Source organism: Virgibacillus sp. 7505 (assembly GCF_002272135.1).
Lineage (GTDB): Bacteria > Bacillota > Bacilli > Bacillales > Amphibacillaceae > Terribacillus.
Map to the genome: position 1 here is coordinate 290,345 of NZ_NPBF01000018.1, position 18,355 is coordinate 308,699.

Annotated in this window: 18 protein-coding genes and 1 riboswitch; of the genes, 6 read left to right on the plus strand and 12 right to left on the minus strand. The window is 41.0% G+C overall.

The window, feature by feature from the left end:
• Positions 1–373: 373 nt before the first annotated feature.
• From CHH91_RS07230 to CHH91_RS07240, 3 genes are all read right to left on the minus strand, one after another.
• Positions 374–1,195, minus strand: a complete 822-nt coding sequence (locus CHH91_RS07230; RefSeq protein WP_095222769.1) for a carbohydrate ABC transporter permease — start codon at positions 1,193–1,195, stop codon at positions 374–376.
• Positions 1,196–1,210: 15 nt separating this feature from the next.
• Positions 1,211–2,089 carry a carbohydrate ABC transporter permease gene (locus CHH91_RS07235; RefSeq protein WP_095222770.1) on the minus strand — a complete coding sequence of 293 codons (879 nt, stop codon included), beginning with the start codon at positions 2,087–2,089 and terminating at the stop codon, positions 1,211–1,213.
• Positions 2,090–2,159: 70 nt separating this feature from the next.
• A complete protein-coding gene (locus CHH91_RS07240; RefSeq protein WP_095222771.1) occupies positions 2,160–3,449 on the minus strand; it encodes an extracellular solute-binding protein in 1,290 nt (429 codons plus the stop codon).
• Positions 3,450–3,600: 151 nt separating this feature from the next.
• Here CHH91_RS07240 and CHH91_RS07245 point away from each other — a divergent pair, with 151 nt between their 5' ends.
• Both CHH91_RS07245 and CHH91_RS07250 read left to right on the plus strand, forming a co-directional pair.
• On the plus strand, positions 3,601–4,782 hold the full coding sequence (locus CHH91_RS07245; protein ID WP_095222772.1) for an ROK family transcriptional regulator: 1,182 nt from the start codon (positions 3,601–3,603) through the stop codon (positions 4,780–4,782).
• A 44-nt stretch (positions 4,783–4,826) separates the two neighbouring features.
• Positions 4,827–6,443, plus strand: coding sequence for a glycoside hydrolase family 43 protein (locus tag CHH91_RS07250; RefSeq protein WP_095222773.1), 1,617 nt, complete (start codon positions 4,827–4,829; stop codon positions 6,441–6,443).
• Positions 6,444–6,583: 140 nt separating this feature from the next.
• Here the strand turns inward: CHH91_RS07250 and hisIE are convergent, their stop codons facing one another.
• The 7 genes from hisIE to CHH91_RS07285 are packed head-to-tail and all read right to left on the minus strand — an operon-like array spanning position 6,584 to position 12,212.
• Positions 6,584–7,234 carry a bifunctional phosphoribosyl-AMP cyclohydrolase/phosphoribosyl-ATP diphosphatase HisIE gene (gene hisIE / locus CHH91_RS07255; protein ID WP_095222774.1) on the minus strand — a complete coding sequence of 217 codons (651 nt, stop codon included), beginning with the start codon at positions 7,232–7,234 and terminating at the stop codon, positions 6,584–6,586.
• Entirely contained in the window at positions 7,224–7,982 is a 759-nt protein-coding gene (gene hisF, locus CHH91_RS07260) for an imidazole glycerol phosphate synthase subunit HisF (RefSeq protein ID WP_095222775.1), read from the minus strand. Before hisF ends, hisIE begins: the two co-directional genes overlap by 11 nt.
• Positions 7,979–8,602: an imidazole glycerol phosphate synthase subunit HisH gene (gene hisH, locus CHH91_RS07265; RefSeq protein ID WP_095222776.1), complete on the minus strand. Its 624-nt coding sequence runs from the start codon at positions 8,600–8,602 to the stop codon at positions 7,979–7,981. Before hisH ends, hisF begins: the two co-directional genes overlap by 4 nt.
• A complete protein-coding gene (gene hisB / locus CHH91_RS07270) occupies positions 8,599–9,186 on the minus strand; it encodes an imidazoleglycerol-phosphate dehydratase HisB (protein ID WP_095222777.1) in 588 nt (195 codons plus the stop codon). The genes hisH and hisB overlap by 4 nt, the downstream gene beginning before the upstream one ends.
• Positions 9,187–9,202: 16 nt before the next feature.
• The gene (gene hisD / locus CHH91_RS07275; protein WP_483372390.1) at positions 9,203–10,483 is read right to left on the minus strand and encodes a histidinol dehydrogenase; all 1,281 of its coding nucleotides are present in this window, start codon (positions 10,481–10,483) and stop codon (positions 9,203–9,205) included.
• Complete coding sequence (gene hisG, locus CHH91_RS07280) at positions 10,477–11,097, minus strand: ATP phosphoribosyltransferase (protein ID WP_095222779.1); 621 nt, start codon at positions 11,095–11,097, stop codon at positions 10,477–10,479. The genes hisD and hisG overlap by 7 nt, the downstream gene beginning before the upstream one ends.
• Positions 11,094–12,212, minus strand: coding sequence for an ATP phosphoribosyltransferase regulatory subunit (locus CHH91_RS07285; RefSeq protein WP_095222780.1), 1,119 nt, complete (start codon positions 12,210–12,212; stop codon positions 11,094–11,096). Before CHH91_RS07285 ends, hisG begins: the two co-directional genes overlap by 4 nt.
• 120 nt (positions 12,213–12,332) lie before the next feature.
• On the opposite strand from CHH91_RS07285, the gene hisJ reads away from it, so the two are divergent.
• Positions 12,333–13,160 (plus strand): histidinol-phosphatase HisJ, encoded by an 828-nt coding sequence (gene hisJ / locus CHH91_RS07290; protein ID WP_095222781.1) that lies wholly within the window; start codon positions 12,333–12,335, stop codon positions 13,158–13,160.
• Between the two features lie 212 nt (positions 13,161–13,372).
• Here hisJ and CHH91_RS07295 read toward each other — a convergent pair whose 3' ends face one another.
• The gene (locus tag CHH91_RS07295; protein WP_095222782.1) at positions 13,373–14,662 is read right to left on the minus strand and encodes a Na+/H+ antiporter NhaC family protein; all 1,290 of its coding nucleotides are present in this window, start codon (positions 14,660–14,662) and stop codon (positions 13,373–13,375) included.
• 86 nt (positions 14,663–14,748) lie between these two features.
• A riboswitch (SAM riboswitch) is annotated at positions 14,749–14,857 on the minus strand.
• Between the two features lie 358 nt (positions 14,858–15,215).
• On the opposite strand from CHH91_RS07295, the gene CHH91_RS07300 reads away from it, so the two are divergent.
• Positions 15,216–16,415: an MFS transporter gene (locus CHH91_RS07300; protein WP_095222783.1), complete on the plus strand. Its 1,200-nt coding sequence runs from the start codon at positions 15,216–15,218 to the stop codon at positions 16,413–16,415.
• A 93-nt stretch (positions 16,416–16,508) separates the two neighbouring features.
• Positions 16,509–17,117: a sugar O-acetyltransferase gene (locus tag CHH91_RS07305; protein ID WP_095222784.1), complete on the plus strand. Its 609-nt coding sequence runs from the start codon at positions 16,509–16,511 to the stop codon at positions 17,115–17,117.
• A gap of 146 nt (positions 17,118–17,263) precedes the next feature.
• Here the strand turns inward: CHH91_RS07305 and CHH91_RS07310 are convergent, their stop codons facing one another.
• A complete protein-coding gene (locus CHH91_RS07310) occupies positions 17,264–17,845 on the minus strand; it encodes an NAD(P)H-dependent oxidoreductase (RefSeq protein WP_095222785.1) in 582 nt (193 codons plus the stop codon).
• Between the two features lie 125 nt (positions 17,846–17,970).
• On the opposite strand from CHH91_RS07310, the gene CHH91_RS07315 reads away from it, so the two are divergent.
• Positions 17,971–18,306, plus strand: coding sequence for a winged helix-turn-helix transcriptional regulator (locus CHH91_RS07315; protein WP_095222786.1), 336 nt, complete (start codon positions 17,971–17,973; stop codon positions 18,304–18,306).
• Positions 18,307–18,355 lie beyond the last annotated feature (49 nt).

The window sequence follows — 18,355 nt, forward strand, 5'->3', positions numbered from 1 at the left end:
TTTTGGTATATGCGCATCCTTACAACATCCTTGACATGGACTCATATCCCATTGCTGGTATTCATCCTCTTTTCATTACTTCTATTGTTCTATCTTTTTCCGACTTTTGTTCATTACGACTCAGGTGTAAGAACAATCATCAGGAATGCCTTTCTCATCATGTTGATCCATCCTTTGCATACTTTATTAATTCTTATCTGTCTCGCTTCCTTAACAATGATCATGTACGTGCTCCCTTCCTTGGCATTTCTATTTGGCGGCAGTTCCTATGCATTTATCACTATGTGGCTTAGCCTTCATGCCTTTACTAGTATGAGAAAGAAGAGTACTACGTAAAAAGAGCAATCCATAAGAGGATTGCTCTTTCCCTCTGTTACCCTTTAACTGCACTAGAAGAAATTCCTTCTACCACTTTATTGCTGAAAAATAGGAAGGCAAGCAGTATCGGCAGCATGCTAATGATAAGAGTTGCCCCAATTGCTCCCCAATCCGTCATATATTGTCCGACGAAATTTTGAATTCCGACTGTCAGTGTTTTGTATTCATCTGAACTTATAAATGTATTCACAAAAACAAACTCATTCCAGTTATAAATCATGTTAATTATCACCGTGGTAGAAATAACAGGAATCGTCATTGGAAGGATGATCTTAAAAAATATCCGATGAACCGAACAGCCGTCCATTATAGCCGCCTCTTCAATTTCACGGGGCAATGTATAATAGAACCCTAATAGGATCATTAAAGTAATCGGCAAATTATAAGCCGTGTAAGTAATGACGATTGACCATGGATTATCTATCATATTCACATTCAAAAACATATTGAATAAAGGAATAATAGAAGAATGGATAGGTATCATCAAACCTACCATAAATAGCCCCAGAACCAGTTTACTCCATTTCCATTGCATCCTGGTAATCGCAAAAGCAGCCATACTTGCTAATAATACTGTAAAAATTATTGCTACTCCTGTAATCCAAACGCTATTCCAGAAGTAACTTCCGATACCGCTATCCCATACCTTTACATAGTTTTCCCATCTGAACTCTGATGGTAACGAAAATGGAGATTTGGAAAAGATCTCTTGGTTATTCTTTAATGAGAAGAGAAATAGCCATAATATCGGAAACACTTGAAAGACTGCTACCGCACTCAAACAAACATAAAGAAGAATGTAACCCACTTTCTTCAATGCATAAACCCCCTCTTAATATTGAAGTTCTTCCTTAGAATCTGTAACCTTTCGGACAATTAAAGTAACAATTAGTGTGATGATCAACAATAAAAAGCCAATAGCACTACCATAACCAAAATCATTACTGGAAAACGCCAGTTTGTACATATAAGACGCCATTACTTCACTAGCACCATTAGGTCCCCCGCCCGTCATAACGTATATTAGATCGAAGTACTTGAGTGAACCTACAACTGCAAGTACAATCGTCACTTTTACAACACCCATTATCAAAGGTAATTTAATTTTATATGCAATCTGAAATGGAGTAGCTCCATCTATTCTAGCTGCTTCAATAATAGACTCGGGGATATTTTTCAATGCAGCATAATAAATCAGTATATAAAAACCAGCATACTGCCAAAGTATTGGAATAAAGATGGCATACAATACCACGGCAGGTTCAGCAAGCCACGCTGGTGGATTGTCTACCCCGAAAGAAGCTAATATGCTATTTAAGATACCGTTGGACGGATTAAATACTTTAATCCATAATTGTGCTATTGCTACAGAAGATAATAGCATCGGAATTAGGTAAATTTTCCTCAGCAAATTGGAGCCTTTAATTTTTGATGCAAGAATCAACGAGATTGCCAAATACACAATCAAACTTAGTGTAGAAAACAAGGCAAGCATGAAAGAATGAAAGGCACTTGACCAAAAAAGTCCATCTTGAATAGCGTTAAAGTAGTTCTCCATACCTATGTACTTCATGGCACCAATACCATCCCAGTCCATTAAGCCATAGTATCCGGACAATAACAGAGGAATAAAGATAAAAATACTGATCAGTAAAAATGCCGGGAGAATATACATCCCAATAATCCATTTATTAGACATAACTCTGTTCATAGTGATCGCCTCCCTTTTATAAAAAAAGGGCAATCCAGCTATAGGCTTGCCCTCTTCATCCGTTGATTAATTATTTTGATAGAGCCTCTTCATGCTTCTCAGCAAACTCTTCGGGTGTTACTTCTTTACCGAATAGTGATTGAATCATATCCAAATGGGTTTGGGCAACATCTGCATTCATTTGGACATCTGCAAATAATGTTATATTGCTTGCATTGTTCAAATCATCAAGTACATCTACATACATATCGGGTAAATCTAGCGAAGCAGCATCTACTTTAGTAGCCGGAATGACCCCAGCTTCTGTAACTGATTTCTCGCCCCATTCCTTCACGAAAAATGCTGCAAAATCTTTTGCTTCTTCTTTCACATCAGAATCTTCAGCAACAAACAATCCTACTCCTGGTCCCCCCACATAACTGCTCATTTCACCTTTTCCATCAACTGTTGGGAAAGGGAAGTAACCCACAGAATCGCGGAACTCCTGAGGTACATCCTCATTTGTTGTGTAATTCGGAAGATCCCAAGTTGCGATCAAATACATAGCAGCCTGCTCATTCATAAACATACTTTTTGCTTCCTCGTCTGAAAGTCCATTGAATCCTTTAAGGAATGCGTCCTTATCAACCAAGTTCTGTACTTCTTCGGCAGCAGAAACCAATGCAGGATCAGTGAAAGAACCTGAACGGTTGATAGCATCTGTTAAGACATCTCCCCCACCGATTCTGTCAGCGAAATACATGTACCATAGAGATCCTGTCCAGCGATCTTTATTACCTAAAGCTATTGGAGCCACTCCATTTTTAGCTAGTGTTTCTACTGCATTTTGAAACTCTTCATATGTTTTCGGCGCTTCCAAACCATTCTCTTCAAAGATCTTTTTATTGTAGAACACAGTTGCAATATTTAATTCAAGCGGTAATCCATAGGTACTGCCTTCAATCTCATATGCTTCGGGTATTCCAGAAACAAAGCTGTCTTTTAAATCACCTTCAAGTAAATCATCTAAAGGGGCAAATTTCTTGCCGTCGACATAAGGTTCTAAATAACCTGCAGCCCAAGTCATACCGACATCAGGTAATTCATTGGAAGTAGATAATACTTTAATCTTATCCTTATATTGCTCGTTACTAAGAACCTCCAATTTAACCTTTACATCCGGATTGTCTTCTTCAAAATCAGCGACAATTTCCTTTACGATTTCGTTATGCTGCTTAGAGCTTCCTTCTGGCCATAGATGCATAAACTCAATCGTCTTATCTCCGGAACCTGAAGCACCATCAGAGCCTGAACATCCACTGATCAACAACAACGAGGAAATAATAGCGAAGATAATTGTAACCGCTTTCTTTTTGTTCAATTAAAATACCCCCATTATTCATTTGGAATGGTTTGTTGCTGGAATTAGTGTACCATCGAAAACAATGTTTGTCTAGTGTCTGAACTAAGTTTATAATGTTAATGGATGATGGTAAAATGGAAATATTCAAACAGCAGAATGGAGAAAGCAAATGAAATCCCAAACCTTTAATCAGCATGTTGTAAAAAAAGGAAATAAATCTTTGGTTTTACAAACAATTCAAGAATATACACCTATATCTAGAGCTGATATTGCAAATAAAACGGGGCTGAATAAAGGAACCGTCTCTTCCCAAGTAAGTGAACTTCTTGCGGAAGATTTGATTTTGGAATCAGGACCAGGTGTTTCAAGCGGAGGAAGACGTCCTGTCATGCTCTTATTCAACCACCTTGCAGGCTACTCAATCGGAGTTGATATTGGAGTGAATTATATTCTTGGTATACTGACAGATTTGCAAGGAAATATCACAAATGAAAAAATCACCCATTTTAACGATTTATCTTATGAAGAAATTCAGATCCAACTAAACATGATAATCGACTCCCTGCTTCTTTCCATGTCTCCGAGTTCTTATGGTCTCGTAGGAATCGGTGTCGGTGTACCAGGAACAGTAAGTACAGAAGGCGAAATTCTACTTGCTCCAAACTTAAATTGGAGAAATAAAGACTTGAAAGGATTTTTAGAAGAAAAATATGATGTTCCAGTTCTGATTGAAAACGAAGCAAATGCAGGTGCGTATGGCGAAAAGAAATTTGGAGCTGGTCAATCCTCTGATAATTTAATTTACATAAGTGTAGGTATCGGGATCGGTGTTGGCCTTATCCTAAATGGTGAACTTTATAAAGGCCACAACGGTTTCTCAGGGGAGCTTGGTCATATGACAATAGAAGTGGACGGTCCATTATGCCGATGCGGTAATCAAGGCTGCTGGGAATTGTATGCATCTGAAAAGGCATTACTTAATAGTGCTGCAGAAAAAGGGATCCGTCCAGCAGAAGGACAAAAGCTCTCCCTTGAGATGCTGAATGAACTAGCTGAAGGAGGTGATCCAGTTGCGATTAACATCTTCCGGGAAATTGGCAATTATCTTGGTATAGGAATTAACAATATCATCAATATATTCAACCCAGAACAGATTATCGTTGGAAATCGCCTAGCCTCTTCCGGTAACTTGTTAAGAGAATCCATAAAAGAGAAACAAAAACAAATGCTTCGTACACATCAAAAAGACTTGAATATCTGTTTTTCTCAATTGTCTCGTTATTCAGCTGCCTTAGGGGCATCTGCCTATGCCAGTGAGAATTTCTTGGCTATCAACATTCAAGATATTTAAGCTGCTTGTTATTCCGTATCCTTAAGAAAAGAGAGGTTATACAAATGACAACAATTCAAAATCCAATTTTGACAGGGTTTAATCCCGATCCGAGTATTTGCCGGTCAGGAGAAGATTACTATGTTGCGGTATCTACATTTGAGTGGTTTCCCGGCGTGGGTATCTATCACTCCAGAGATTTAAAGAATTGGCGGCTGGTATCGAGGCCTCTTAATCGGATTAGTCAGCTGAACATGATAGGGAATCCTGATTCCGGAGGAGTATGGGCCCCTGCTTTATCGTATTTTGATGAAAAATTCTGGCTGATTTACTCCGATGTTAAAGTAGTGGATGGTCAATGGAAGGACTGTCATAATTACTTGGTTACCTGTGATACAGTAGAAGGTGAATGGTCCGACCCGATATTTTTGAACAGTTCCGGATTTGATCCTTCCTTGTTCCATGATGACGATGGTAAAAAATATCTTGTAAATATGGTCTGGGATCATCGAGTTGGCAATCATAACTTTCACGGCATAGTACTTCAAGAATATAGTGTTGATGAACAAAAACTAGTAGGCAAAAAAGACATCATCTTCAAAGGAACAGACGTGAAGCTGACAGAAGCCCCCCACCTATATAAAATAAACGGATACTATTACCTTTTAACGGCTGAAGGAGGAACCAAATACGACCACCAAGCTACCATTGCTCGTTCAAAAGATTTGCTTGGACCTTATGAAGTTCATCCGCAGAACCCATTGATTACTTCTTTTCCTTATCCAAGAAATCCGATGCAAAAAGCTGGACACGCCTCCATTGTCCATACTCATACAGATGAATGGTTTTTAGTTCACTTAACTGGACGGCCTTTAAGACATCCAGATAAACCGCTGCTGGATCCGCGTGGTTATTGTCCGCTCGGCCGAGAAACTGCAATTCAACGTTTGGAATGGAATAATGATTGGCCCTATGTAGTTGGCGGAAATCAACCATCTTTAGAGATAGAAGGACCAGCAATAAAGGAAGTAAAATGGAACAGTGACTACGACGTGATAGATGATTTCGATACCAATTCTTTAAATCTTCATTTCCAGTCACTTCGTATTCCACTCGATGAGAAAATCTCAACATTACAAGATAACCCAGGACATTTAAGACTTTACGGCAGAGAATCTCTCACTTCGAAATTTACACAAGCCTTCATTGCGAGAAGGTGGCAGCATTTTAATTTTACTGCAGAAACAAAGATATCATTCAATCCAAGTAGTTTTCAGCAAGCAGCTGGACTGGTAAATTATTATAATACGCAAAATTGGACAGCATTTCAGATTACTTGGGATGAGAATAAAGGCAGGATCCTGGATCTAACGACATGTGATAATTTTGTTTTCGAACAGCCTCTCCTAGATAATCAAATCAGCGTTCCACTTGACGTAGACTATATTTATTTGAGATCTGATGTAAGCGCAAACATTTATAGTTATTCTTATTCTTTTGATGGTGATAATTGGACAGAAGTCCCAGTAACACTTCCCTCCTATAAATTATCCGATGACTATATCAAGGGTGGCGGTTTCTTCACAGGAGCATTTGTTGGAATGCAATGTCAAGATACATCTGGTCAAAGACTGCATGCTGATTTTGATTACTTCATGTATAAAGCGAAAGAATTAGATTAAGATAAGAACTATCGGCTTCTAGTGATGTTTAGCACTACCCAATTCGTACTATCTTTCAGGCCATAATAAAAGAATCGACTAGTTCATCTTTTCTAATTTGAATGGGCTAGTCGATTTCTTTAATTTTCTTCTAAATGTCGTCACCACTCTTCTATCGGCGGACGCTCTCCTTTGTTATTGCCTTTCTTCTGAAACCGGCGTGCTAGCTCCGCTTCTACTTCTTGCAGGCTGACACCTTGGTTTGCAAGCAGGACGAAGCTGTGGTAAAGCAAGTCGCTTACTTCTGCAACCAATTCCTCTGGATCATCATTCTTTGCCGCGATGACTACTTCACCGGCTTCTTCAATCACTTTCTTGCCAATTTTATCGACACCCTTGTTATACAAGTAGTTTGTATAGGAATTCTCTACAGGGTGCTTTTTCCGGTCTTCTGCTTCATCCATAACTGTCCTGAATATATTTGCTTCTCCCTCTGTATCACCAGTAATTGGTGTTTCATTGAAGAAACAGCTCACTTCCCCCGTGTGACACGCTGGTCCTTGTGGTGTGACACTGATCAGAATTGTATCATTGTCACAATCAAGCTTCATATCGACAACCTGCTGGGTGTTGCCGGAGGTCGCCCCTTTATTCCAAAGCTCCTCTCGCGAGCGGGAATAGAACCATGTTTCTTTCGTTTCTACGGTTTTCTCATACGCTTCTTCATTCATATAAGCAAGCATGAGTACTTGCTTGGTTTGGCTGTCCTGCACAATCGCTGGGACGAGTCCTTTGCTAAAATCAGGCTTCACGAATCCGTACTCCTTCCTGGTGGCAGCTTTGCTTTACTTCTTCGATACTGAAAGTCTTATCATGGAAAATGGACGCTGCAAGAGCTGCGGACACATCTGTTTCCTGGAATACTTCTGTTATATGTTCAGGGCTGCCGCAGCCTCCTGAGGCAATGACAGGGATGCGGACTTCATCAACGATCGCTTTCGTCAGTGGCAGGTCATAGCCAGTTTTCACGCCATCAGCATCCATGCTTGTGAGCAAGATCTCCCCTGCTCCTCTGGCTTCTGCTTCCTTCGCCCATTCGATTGCATCTATGCCTGTATCCTTACGGCCGCCGTGTGTCACCACGTGCCAGCCATCCTCAAAACGTTTCGCGTCGATGGCAACGACAATACATTGTGAACCAAACTTCTCTGCTCCCTTTGTGATGAGATCCGGGTCGGCAACTGCTGCTGAGTTAATGGCTACTTTATCCGCTCCAGCCTGAAGCATGGTCGTCATGTCATCAAGTGAGCGAACGCCTCCTCCGACTGTAAAAGGCACGAACACATGCAATGCAGTCTGACGTACGATGTCCATCATCGTCGCCCGTCCTTCATGTGTTGCGGAAATGTCGAGGAACACAATCTCATCTGCGCCGCTTTTCGAATACGCCGCAGCCATGGCAACAGGATCACCGAGTTCACGCAGTGAAACAAAATTCGTACCCTTGACGACAGTGCCATCCCTCACATCAAGACATGGAATGATACGTTTTGCGATCATATGCCTTCCTCCTTGCTGTACGCCTGCTGGCTGCTTTCAAAGACGCTCTGCAATAACAACTGGCCTACTTTCTCACTTTTCTCCGGGTGGAACTGGATACCGCAAATATTCCCTTTCTGCACGATTGCAGGGATCTGTGTCCCATATTCCGTACTGGCAACAATATATTCTTCCGGTGTGTTCGCCTGATAACTGTGAACGAAGTAAACATGTTTACCGTTTTGTTCTGTGTAAGTTGGAAAACTGTCACTTACCTCCAATGCATTCCAGCCAATATGAGGAAGCAGGTGACTTGTTTCTATTTTCTCAACAGTTCCTGGAATAAGACCAAGTCCTTCTGTTTCACCATGTTCAAAGCCCTTCTCAAATAACAGCTGCATGCCTACACAAATACCGATGAATGGTTTACGTGCAGCTAGATCAAGAAGCATTTCGCGCAGGTTGCGCTTGTTTATCTCCTCCATGGCAGCTCGGAATGATCCCACACCTGGCAGAATGATATGTGTTGCTTGTTCAAATTCCTCTTTTTTGTCTGTCAGTATCGTTTCATATCCAAGCTGCTTGCAAGCATTGGCGACACTGGCGACATTGCCGACGCCATAATCGACGATTGCGATCATTCGATCATCCCTTTCGTACTGTTGACACCTTTGATATCTGGGTTCACTTTAATGGCTATTGCCAGCGATTGGCCAAGTGCTTTGAACAAAGATTCTGCTTTGTGATGCGTATTGGATCCGTAATGAACCTTTGCGTGCAGTGTGATACCTGCGTGCACAGAAAACGCTTGGAAAAATTCGCGTACCAGCTCTGTATCGAAGTTGCCCAGTTTAGGATTTTCGAATTCTGCATCAAACACAAGGAACGGGCGCCCGCTGATATCCAGAGCTACAAAGCCTAATGTTTCATCCATTGGCACAAAGGCGTTGCCATAGCGGTTGATACCTTCCTTTGTACCGAGCGCTTCTTTCACCAGCTGTCCGAGCACAATGCCAGTATCTTCCACTGTGTGGTGACTATCGATATGTAAATCACCTTTTGCTTCTACAAGTAGTCCGATTCTGGCATGACTTGCAAACAATGTCAGCATATGATCGAAGAACCCTACCCCAGTATTGATTGAGATGTTGCTGTTGTCATCCAGATTCACCTGCATGTTAATGTCTGTTTCGAACGTTTTACGAGCTTTTTCTGCTGTACGCATTATTACATCCCCCTGTCTATGACTTGAATCGGATATTGATCGATTCTCCATGTCCTGTCAGCTGTTCCTCTTCTGTCAGCTGAGTGATAGCCGTTCTGCCTTGCTCCAATGCTTGTCTATCGTAATACGTGTATGTCGTTTTCTTAATAAAATCATCCACACTGAGCCCTGATGAAAATCTTGCTGTGCCGTTTGTCGGCAATACATGATTTGTTCCCCCGTAATAGTCACCTAAAGCTGTAGGAGCATAGGAACCAAGGAAGACCGATCCAGCATGTTTTATCTTTCCTAAAGTGGATAGCGGGTCAGCTGTCTGGATTTCCAAGTGTTCGGGAGCAAAAGCATTCGATAACTCGAAGCTCTCACCCATAGAATTTGTCAGAACAAGAGCACTATCCCCGTTGATTGCTTCGCTTGCGATTGCTTTGCGAGGCAGCTTCTCCAACTGGCTTTCCAGCTCTTTTTCTACTGATTGGATCAAAGCCTCACTGTCTGTCAAAAGGACTACTCTTGCATTTTCATCATGTTCTGCCTGAGCCAGCAAATCCGCTGCTATAAATGCAGGATCAGCAGTTGCGTCTGCAATGATAGCTACTTCGGATGGGCCAGCAATCATATCAATCCCAACCTGACCGAAGACGAGCATTTTCGCCGCAGCTACATATGCATTTCCCGGTCCGACAATTTTATCTACTGAAGCGATCGTTTCCGTACCATATGCCAGAGTTCCAATCGCCTGGGCACCGCCAATTTTATATATTTTATCCACGCCGGCAATTTCAGCTGCAGCCACTAAGACAGGAGCAATTGCCCCATTGTTCTTCACTGGTGTTACCATAATGATTTCCCTCACACCTGCCAGACGTGCTGGAATTGCATTCATCAGAATTGTCGACGGATATACCGCCTTGCCTCCAGGTACATATATACCGATTCGCTCCATCGGCAAGACGAGCTGACCGAGCTGTTTGCCTTCCTCGGCAGTCATGATGCGGGATGCTGTGACTTGCTGTTCATGAAAAGCACGAATATTTGCCGCCGCTTGCTTTAAAGCTGTCAACGTCTCAGGTGCCAATTTGGCTTTTGCCTCTTTTATCTCAGCTTCCGACACAAGAAGCTGATCTGTTGTTGTACCATCGAATTGTTCGGTATATTTCCGTACAGCCTGATCACCTTCCAGCCGGACATCCTTCAAAATAGCCGATACAGACTGAAGAACCTCAGGGTCAAAACCGCTGTCTGCTTTCCGGGTGCAAAACTGTTCGAGGAATTGTGTACTGGTTATTTTTTTCACGATTGCGCCACCTCTTCCTGTAAAACAGAAAGGTACGGCTGGAGAATATTCCGTTTCATTTTTAAAGAGGAACGGTTAGCAATGACTCTGGCAGTGAAGTGCTGGATATCTTCGATTACTTCCAAACCATTCTCTCTCAAGGTTGTACCTGTTTCGACGATATCGACAATGGCATCTGCCAATCCAAGCAGCGGTGCCAATTCCACGGACCCTTCCAGCTTGATGATGTCGACCGACTCGCCTTTTTCTAAATAATATTGCTTCGTGATATTTGTGTACTTGCTGGCGATCCGTTTTTTCCGGTCCGGCCAAACTTTATCCTTCTCAGCAGCAACCGCCATCTTGCAAGCACCAAATGGCAATGGGAAGAGATTGAATACATCCGGCTGGAATTCGGAAATGATGTCTTCTCCTACGATTCCAAGATCCGCAATGCCATGCTGTACATACGTTGTCACATCTACGCCTTTGGCGAAGAAATAGATTGCCTCATCCGTTTCAACGCTCAACTTGCGTCCTTTTTCCACCAACGGTTTGCTGTCTATGCCTCGTTCCTCCAAATATGCAAGGAATTGCTTTTCGACGCGACCTTTCGTTAATGCGATGACTGGTTTCATCTCTCGACCACCTCGTATCCTTCTCCGCTCTTAACAACTTGATAAACTCGATCATAATTTTCAGCTGTTGCTTCTGTCCTGATATCTACAACTGCATCTGGATATTTATACCGCAGCGCTTCAGCTGCAAACAGACCTTGCTCATCCGTCAGCAAGCATATGCGTTCCTCTCTATCTGGTGCTGGCAGCGCAGCCGCAAGAACGTCCATGTCAAATGCCAAGCCGACAGCGCTCATCTTTCCGCCAAACTGTTCGTACAGCTCGTCATATCTGCCGCCAGAGAAGCATTCTGCTCCACTTTCCGCCAGGAAACCTCTGAACATGGCGCCATTGTAATATGGAAGCTGCTTTACACGCCCCAGATCCACGATGACATCCTGATCAAGCTCTTCCAAAGCAGCCGCAAGCTGCTGAAGCTCTTGGATAACAGGTAATAGTTTAAAGTTATTTTCCCACGTCCCAGCGAATTTATCTAAAATCGCTGTTCCGCCAAATGCATCTGCTAATGCAGCGACTGCCTCGGCTGTCTCTTCATTTCCTGCTTCCTTGACAAGACGATATACCTCATCTTTTCGCTTATCGTGCATCGCTTGTCTAATCTGGGAAGCATCAGCATCATTAAGTTCCAGAGAAGAAATGAAAGTCTCGAAGATTTCCGTATGCCCGAGCTCGATGCTATACTGCTGCAATCCTAGTTCCCGCAGGAAGCGGACTGCTGTGAACAAACTTTCATATTCTCCATACAGACCTGGTGTCCGGATGATTTCGATACCAGCCTGATGGCTTTCGACACCTGCATGATCCTTTTTGAAGACTGATCCAGCATACGCCCATTTCTGCTGATCAGACTGCTGATTCGCAAGGGCACGAGCAACAGCAATCGTCCAATCTGGACGCAATACTTCGATTTCCCCTTCTTCATCGAACCATTTGAGCATCTTTTTAAGTGTCATACCGGCATAAGGATTGGTAAATGTTGTGCTATACTCAATAACAGGTGTTTCAATCGCTTGATAATTTCGTAAATTCACGACAGACTGGAACTTTTCATATATGCCGACACGATTGACAAGCTGTCGACCTGTCAAATCACGACTTCCTGCTGGTAAGAACATCTATAAGCCTCCGATTCTTTCTTTATCATTCTACCACTTTACTCAGATAAAGGATTTCTGTTGATTTGAATGTAACATAATGAGATACTAACGTCAATACATAACGAAAGGAGCAAGCATATGCCAGGAGATTTTCACGTACATACCCAGTATTGCCAGCACGGCGCAGACGATAAAATGGAAGCCTACATTCTGCAGGCGATCGAAAAAGGACTTACCCATTTATCATTTACAGAACATGCTCCGCTTCCGGAAAGCTTTACAGATCCCGCTCCACATCGTGACAGCACCATGGACCGAAACCAGGTGGAAGCTTATGTAATGGAAGGCAAAGCGCTGCAAAAACAATATAAAAATGAACTGCAAATCAATATTGGCTTTGAAGTTGATTATATCAGAGGCTACGAACAAGAAACACAAACTTTCCTTGACACATACGGTCCGGAAATGGATGATGGTATCCTTTCCGTGCACATGCTCCAAGCACCGGATAAGTCTTTCTTCTGTATTGATTATAGTGAGGATGAATTTGAGCGTGCCGCTGATGCATTTGGCGGACTTTTACCAGTATATAAAGCTTATTATGATAATCTCCAGTCTTCTATTGAAGCTGATCTTGGTCACTTTAAACCAAGAAGAATAGGTCACATTACGCTGATCCAAAAATTTCAGCTTGCTTATCAGAAGCCGGCTTCTTTCTCAGAGGAACAGACACACATTCTGGAACTGATAAAGAGAAAAGGATATGAGCTAGATGTGAATACAGCTGGACTTTATAAGCCATTATGTAAAGAAATCTATCCGCCAGTTGAGCTTATAGCGCACGCAGCAAAAATGGGAATTCCGCTTGTTCCTGGTTCAGACAGCCACGCGGCCGGGGGAATCGGTAAGGGTTTTGAATATTTATCTGATTATCCTCTTCAAATTCCGCAGAGATTGGCTTTATAAATAAGAAAAAACAGCTGCTTGTTTGTCCCAAGGTTGCAGCTGTTTTTTCTTACTAACTCCATACTATTTAGTTTTGTTGTTGTAAAAGTCCGCCTAGTATATTTTTCTATAAGGCAGAACCAGTTTTAACCAATAAGCTAGTATGCGGTATAATTCCGCTTGTTCCCATACTGGAATAAATACATATTTTTATCTTATGAAAAGCTGAAAAGTCATTCTTCAGAAGTATTTTTCTTTTTTGGATAGCCAATTAAGATGGCGATAATGCCGCAAATACCTACCAAGATTGGATAGAAGCTGTATGGAATGATACTGATTGGCGAAATTCCTGCAACGGTTGCAGCAGTCAATAATTGGGCTCCGTATGGTAAAAGACCTTGGATGGAGCAAGAGAAAAGATCTAATATACTAGCTGACTTTCTTGGCTCTATCCCATACTCATTTGCAATATTTTTGGCTAGTGGACCAGTAATCAATATAGAGATTGTGTTATTAGCAGTTGATACATCAGTTAGGCTAACAAGCCCTGCAATACTAAATTCTGCACCCTTTTTCGTTTTAATTCTGCGCGTTGCCAGGTGCAGAATATAATCAATTCCTCCATTAAACTTAATTATCTCTACCATTCCAGCTATTAATATTGCAAGGAAGGCAATTTCATACATTCCCGCCATTCCATCACCAATCTGCTGCATCAGGCTCATGAAATGGTAGCTGCCATCTATCCAGCCAACAGCTCCCGCAAGAACTATTCCCAGCACAAGTACGAGGAAGACGTTCATACCAATTAAAGCAAAAACTATAACTAGGACGTAAGGAATTATCTTTATCCAATTATAGTTTATATGTTCTACTTGAGCTGATTCACCAATAGCGATAAATCCTAAAATGATGCACGTAACAATAGCTGCAGGCAACACAATCAAAAAATTGACTTTAAATTTATCTTTCATCTGTGCGCCCTGCGTACGAACGGAAGTTATCGTTGTATCTGAGATGAAGGATAGATTATCACCGAACATCGACCCACCAACAATCGCTCCCATCACCAAAGCCATCGAAAGACTGGTTTCATCGCTTATACCAACTCCAATTGGAGCTAGTGCTACAATGGAACCAACAGATGTCCCCATCGACAAGGAAATAAAGCATGCAATGACAAATAAGCCTACAACTAGCAGGTTTTGAGGAACGACTGATGTAGTAAGGTTTACAGCAGACTCCACTGCTCCCATGCCCTTGGCAACTTCAGAAAACGCTCCTGCTAAAATGAATATGATCACCATAAGCATGACATTGCTATTACCTGCACCTTTGCAGAAAATATCAACCTTTTTAGTAAGAGATTCCTTTCTATTCATAGACAGAGCTACACCCGCTGCTATTGTGATTGCTACTATGACCGGAAAGTTATAAAAATCTCCTGTGATAACTCCGGATCCAATAAATAAAACTAGAAAAACAATAAATGGGATGAGAGCCCATGGATTTGCTTTCTTCATTGATTCACCTCTGATTTTGTTTTATTGCAAAAAAATAAAGCCCCTCTTACATTCATAAGAAGAGGCTTTATATCTATAAAACACTCCTCTTATCTATCAAGCCGCAGCTTGCTGGATTTGGCACAGCAACTCCATTACATAAGCTCCGCTGCCGAGATTTCTTCGGGCCAGTCCCTCCATCTCTCTAAATAAGAAGAAAAGAATATTTTTTCACAGTAAGTAGGATTATACACATCTCCTATTTTTTTATCAATAGTTTTAGGAAGTCCAGGCATTGCTTTCTCAATATCTCCTTATTAGAAAGGAAAATACGAGTAAAAGTGCTCTCTTTTGTCCCTTGCAAAATTATTGGCTGTAACGGCCTCTACTCCTAATTTATTTCATCCTTATAAAGTTATCGCTTCTAATTTCATGCATGTTTCCAATGAATGAAGCAGGAGATCGATGAATAAAAATATAATTAATTAAGTTTATGCGAATAACTCGTTAACACAGGGTGGTAATTGCTGTTTATTTGCAGTATAAGCTTCCTTTTTAGGAATAGGAGGATATCATGTTCTTCATCTTCTTAATTTACTTATCATTTATCAGCTTAGGTTTACCCGATTCAATACTAGGGTCTGCGTGGCCGCTTATGAATACTGATCTTGGCGTTCCGATTGGCAATGCAGGTATTGCTTCTATCATTATCTCTATAGGAACAATAGTATCCAGTCTGTTTTCTTATAGATTAATTAGAATACTAGGTACTGGCAGGATCGTGATAGTAAGTGTATCCATGACTGCTATCGCACTGCTTGGTTTCGCATTTTCTCCTTCATTTGTCTGGCTGATAGTATGTGCTATACCATTGGGACTGGGCGCTGGAGCAGTGGATGCAGCTTTAAACAGGTTTGTTGCTACTCACTACGAAGCAAAACATATGAACTGGTTACATGCATTCTGGGGAGTTGGAGCTCTGCTCGGCCCTGTTATATTATCAGTATTGGTTGTTTGGGGGAATTCTTGGAGAAGTGGTTATTTTACCATTTCATTAGTACAGTTTGCATTAGTCTTGCTGCTTTTATTTTCACTTTCAAAGTGGAAAAAATACGAAGATGCTGATAGTAATAGAATTCAATATACGAAAGAAACCAATTCAGAAAGTAAAATGGGATTGCTGAACTCCTTTAAGAAAAAAGGATCTGCCTTTGGAATGGTGTCATTTTTCTTAATAGCATCAACAGAGGCTTGTATAATGCTCTGGGGTTCAAGTTACTTAGTCAAAATAGAGAATGTCCCAGCCGAAAGTGCCGCTGGTTGGATTTCTTTGTATTTTCTTGGTATGACAGCAGGCCGTATGTTAAGTGGATTTCTATCAATACGTATAAAGAATGAAGCATTAATACGGCTGGGATGTACTTTGGCTGCTTTCGGTTTAGTTATAATGTTACTTCCATTTCCTACAATATTTACTCTATTATCCTTTGTCATTATAGGAACCGGTCTTGCACCAATCTACCCTTCTATGTTACACCAAACTCCTGTATATTTTGGAGTAGAACATTCACAAGCAGCTATGGGAATTCAAATGGCCTTTGCTTACACAGGTGCTACTTTAGTGGCGCCCTTGCTAGGACAGTTGCTAGCGACCATTTCCTTTTTGATATTTCCTTATTTTCTTCTAGTATGTGTAGCAGGGATAATGTTCTGTCGGTTGATTTTAATACGAGCTAACGAAATTAATGTTAAGCCTAAGAGATTGAGCCAATAATCACGTCTTGAAACTTCTTGATAGGTGAGAACGTAATGAAAGACGTTAGCAGAGTCTATAATCAACTTTTTTTGAAGAAATGAGGCTGTACATATGGATAAAAGTTTTAAAGATAGACTGCACAATAGAAGTTTGTATCTACCAGGAGATAAAGATTTTGCAGCTCAACAACTAGTATGCCTCGAACGGCTATACCACTTTAATCAAACGCGACCAACCGAAATAAAAAAAAGAGAAGCTTTGCTTAAAGAAATGTTCGCTGAGATTGGGGAAGGTTGCTATATAGAGCCCCCACTCCATGCAAATTGGGGTGGCAACCATGTTCATTTCGGAAAGAATGTTTACGCCAATTTTAATTTAACTTTAGTAGATGACACGCATATTTACGTCGGAGACTATACAATGATAGGCCCTAATGTAACGATAGCAACAGCTGGCCATCCTATCTGGCCCGAACTCCGTGAAGAAGCATATCAATTTAATGTACCAGTAACTGTAGGAAGAAACTGTTGGATAGGTGCTGGTGCAATTCTTCTTCCAGGTATCTCAGTAGGAGACAATACAGTCATTGGGGCTGGCAGTGTAGTGACAAAAGACATACCTTCCAACGTTGTTGCTATAGGTAATCCGTGCCGAGTACTCAGGGAGATTACGGATCATGACAAAGAATATTATTTCAAGAATTTAAGGGTAGATAAATAATAAGATGAACGAAGCCACACTTCACTACAAGTGTGGCTTTTTGCTATACATTTTTGGGACTGGATTAAGCAGGATACTGTGTGACGAGTACTACGTTCTTTTACACCAGACTTATCACTCTCCCACAGTCAAACAGAAAAATCAACTCAAAGTTTATGGGGTATTTCTTGTAAGAACAGTTTTCTTTTCTCATCCGTTGTTACGTTTACCCCAGAAAAATGAATCCATTTTGTGTCATCATTTCTTAATCCCAAGTCAGCTAGTGTTCTGTTGATAAAGACTCCCTGAATAGCGTTTCCACCTTCCGATTCAATGTAAGCTTTATCAGTTGTAGAAGTTGAAATGACAGTTGTTTTTCTTATGTTAGTCAATAATCCTTTCAGCTCACCTTTTTCTTTGTCTTCTAAAAAAGCAAAGCCACTCAACATCACTTTATCGATGAAACCTTTTAAAATAGCAGGTAAGTCCCACCACCAGACCGGGAAAATAAATATCAATTCCGTGGCTTGGCTTAATTTTGCCTGGTATTCCTTCACTAATTTGTACGGGGTTTCTCCCTTGTTAAATAGCTTCAATTCTTCAGCTGTATAAGCAGGGTTAAACTCATCTTTATAAAGATCGATCAATTGAAATTTCTCTCTTTTGGCTTCTAAGTCTTTTGTTATGCTAGTTAAGATCGCATGATTAAAGCTTCCTTCCCAAGGATGAGCATAGACAATGGTCTTCATAATTGTTTCCTCCTTTTTTCGCTTTCTTTGCATCATAGCTTGATGTACATTTAGTTTATTGAATGCCTAATCCTTCTACAAGTACGGTAATTAAAGTGCGATACTTACCTTAAGGAGAGTGTTGAATGGATCGCTATGAATTTAAAGATCAAATAAAAGATACTGGTTTTGGATTTACGTTGTCTTTAATTGGGGGGAAATACAAAATGTCAGTTTTATATGCCCTATATATGAGCAATGACCCTATTCGTTATAATCAGTTAAAAAGGATGCTAGGCAATATTTCTTTTAAAACATTAACCAATACGCTGAAAGAACTTGAAAACGATCAGCTAGTAAATCGCAAAGAATATCCTCAAGTGCCTCCAAAAGTGGAATATAGCTTAACCGAGAAGGGATTATCATTAATTCCTGTATTAGACGCAATTTGCTATTGGGGAGAAGAGCAATTAGAGAAGTAATATCTAAGTTAACAAATAGAATACAGGCACAACTAATGTGCCTGTAATT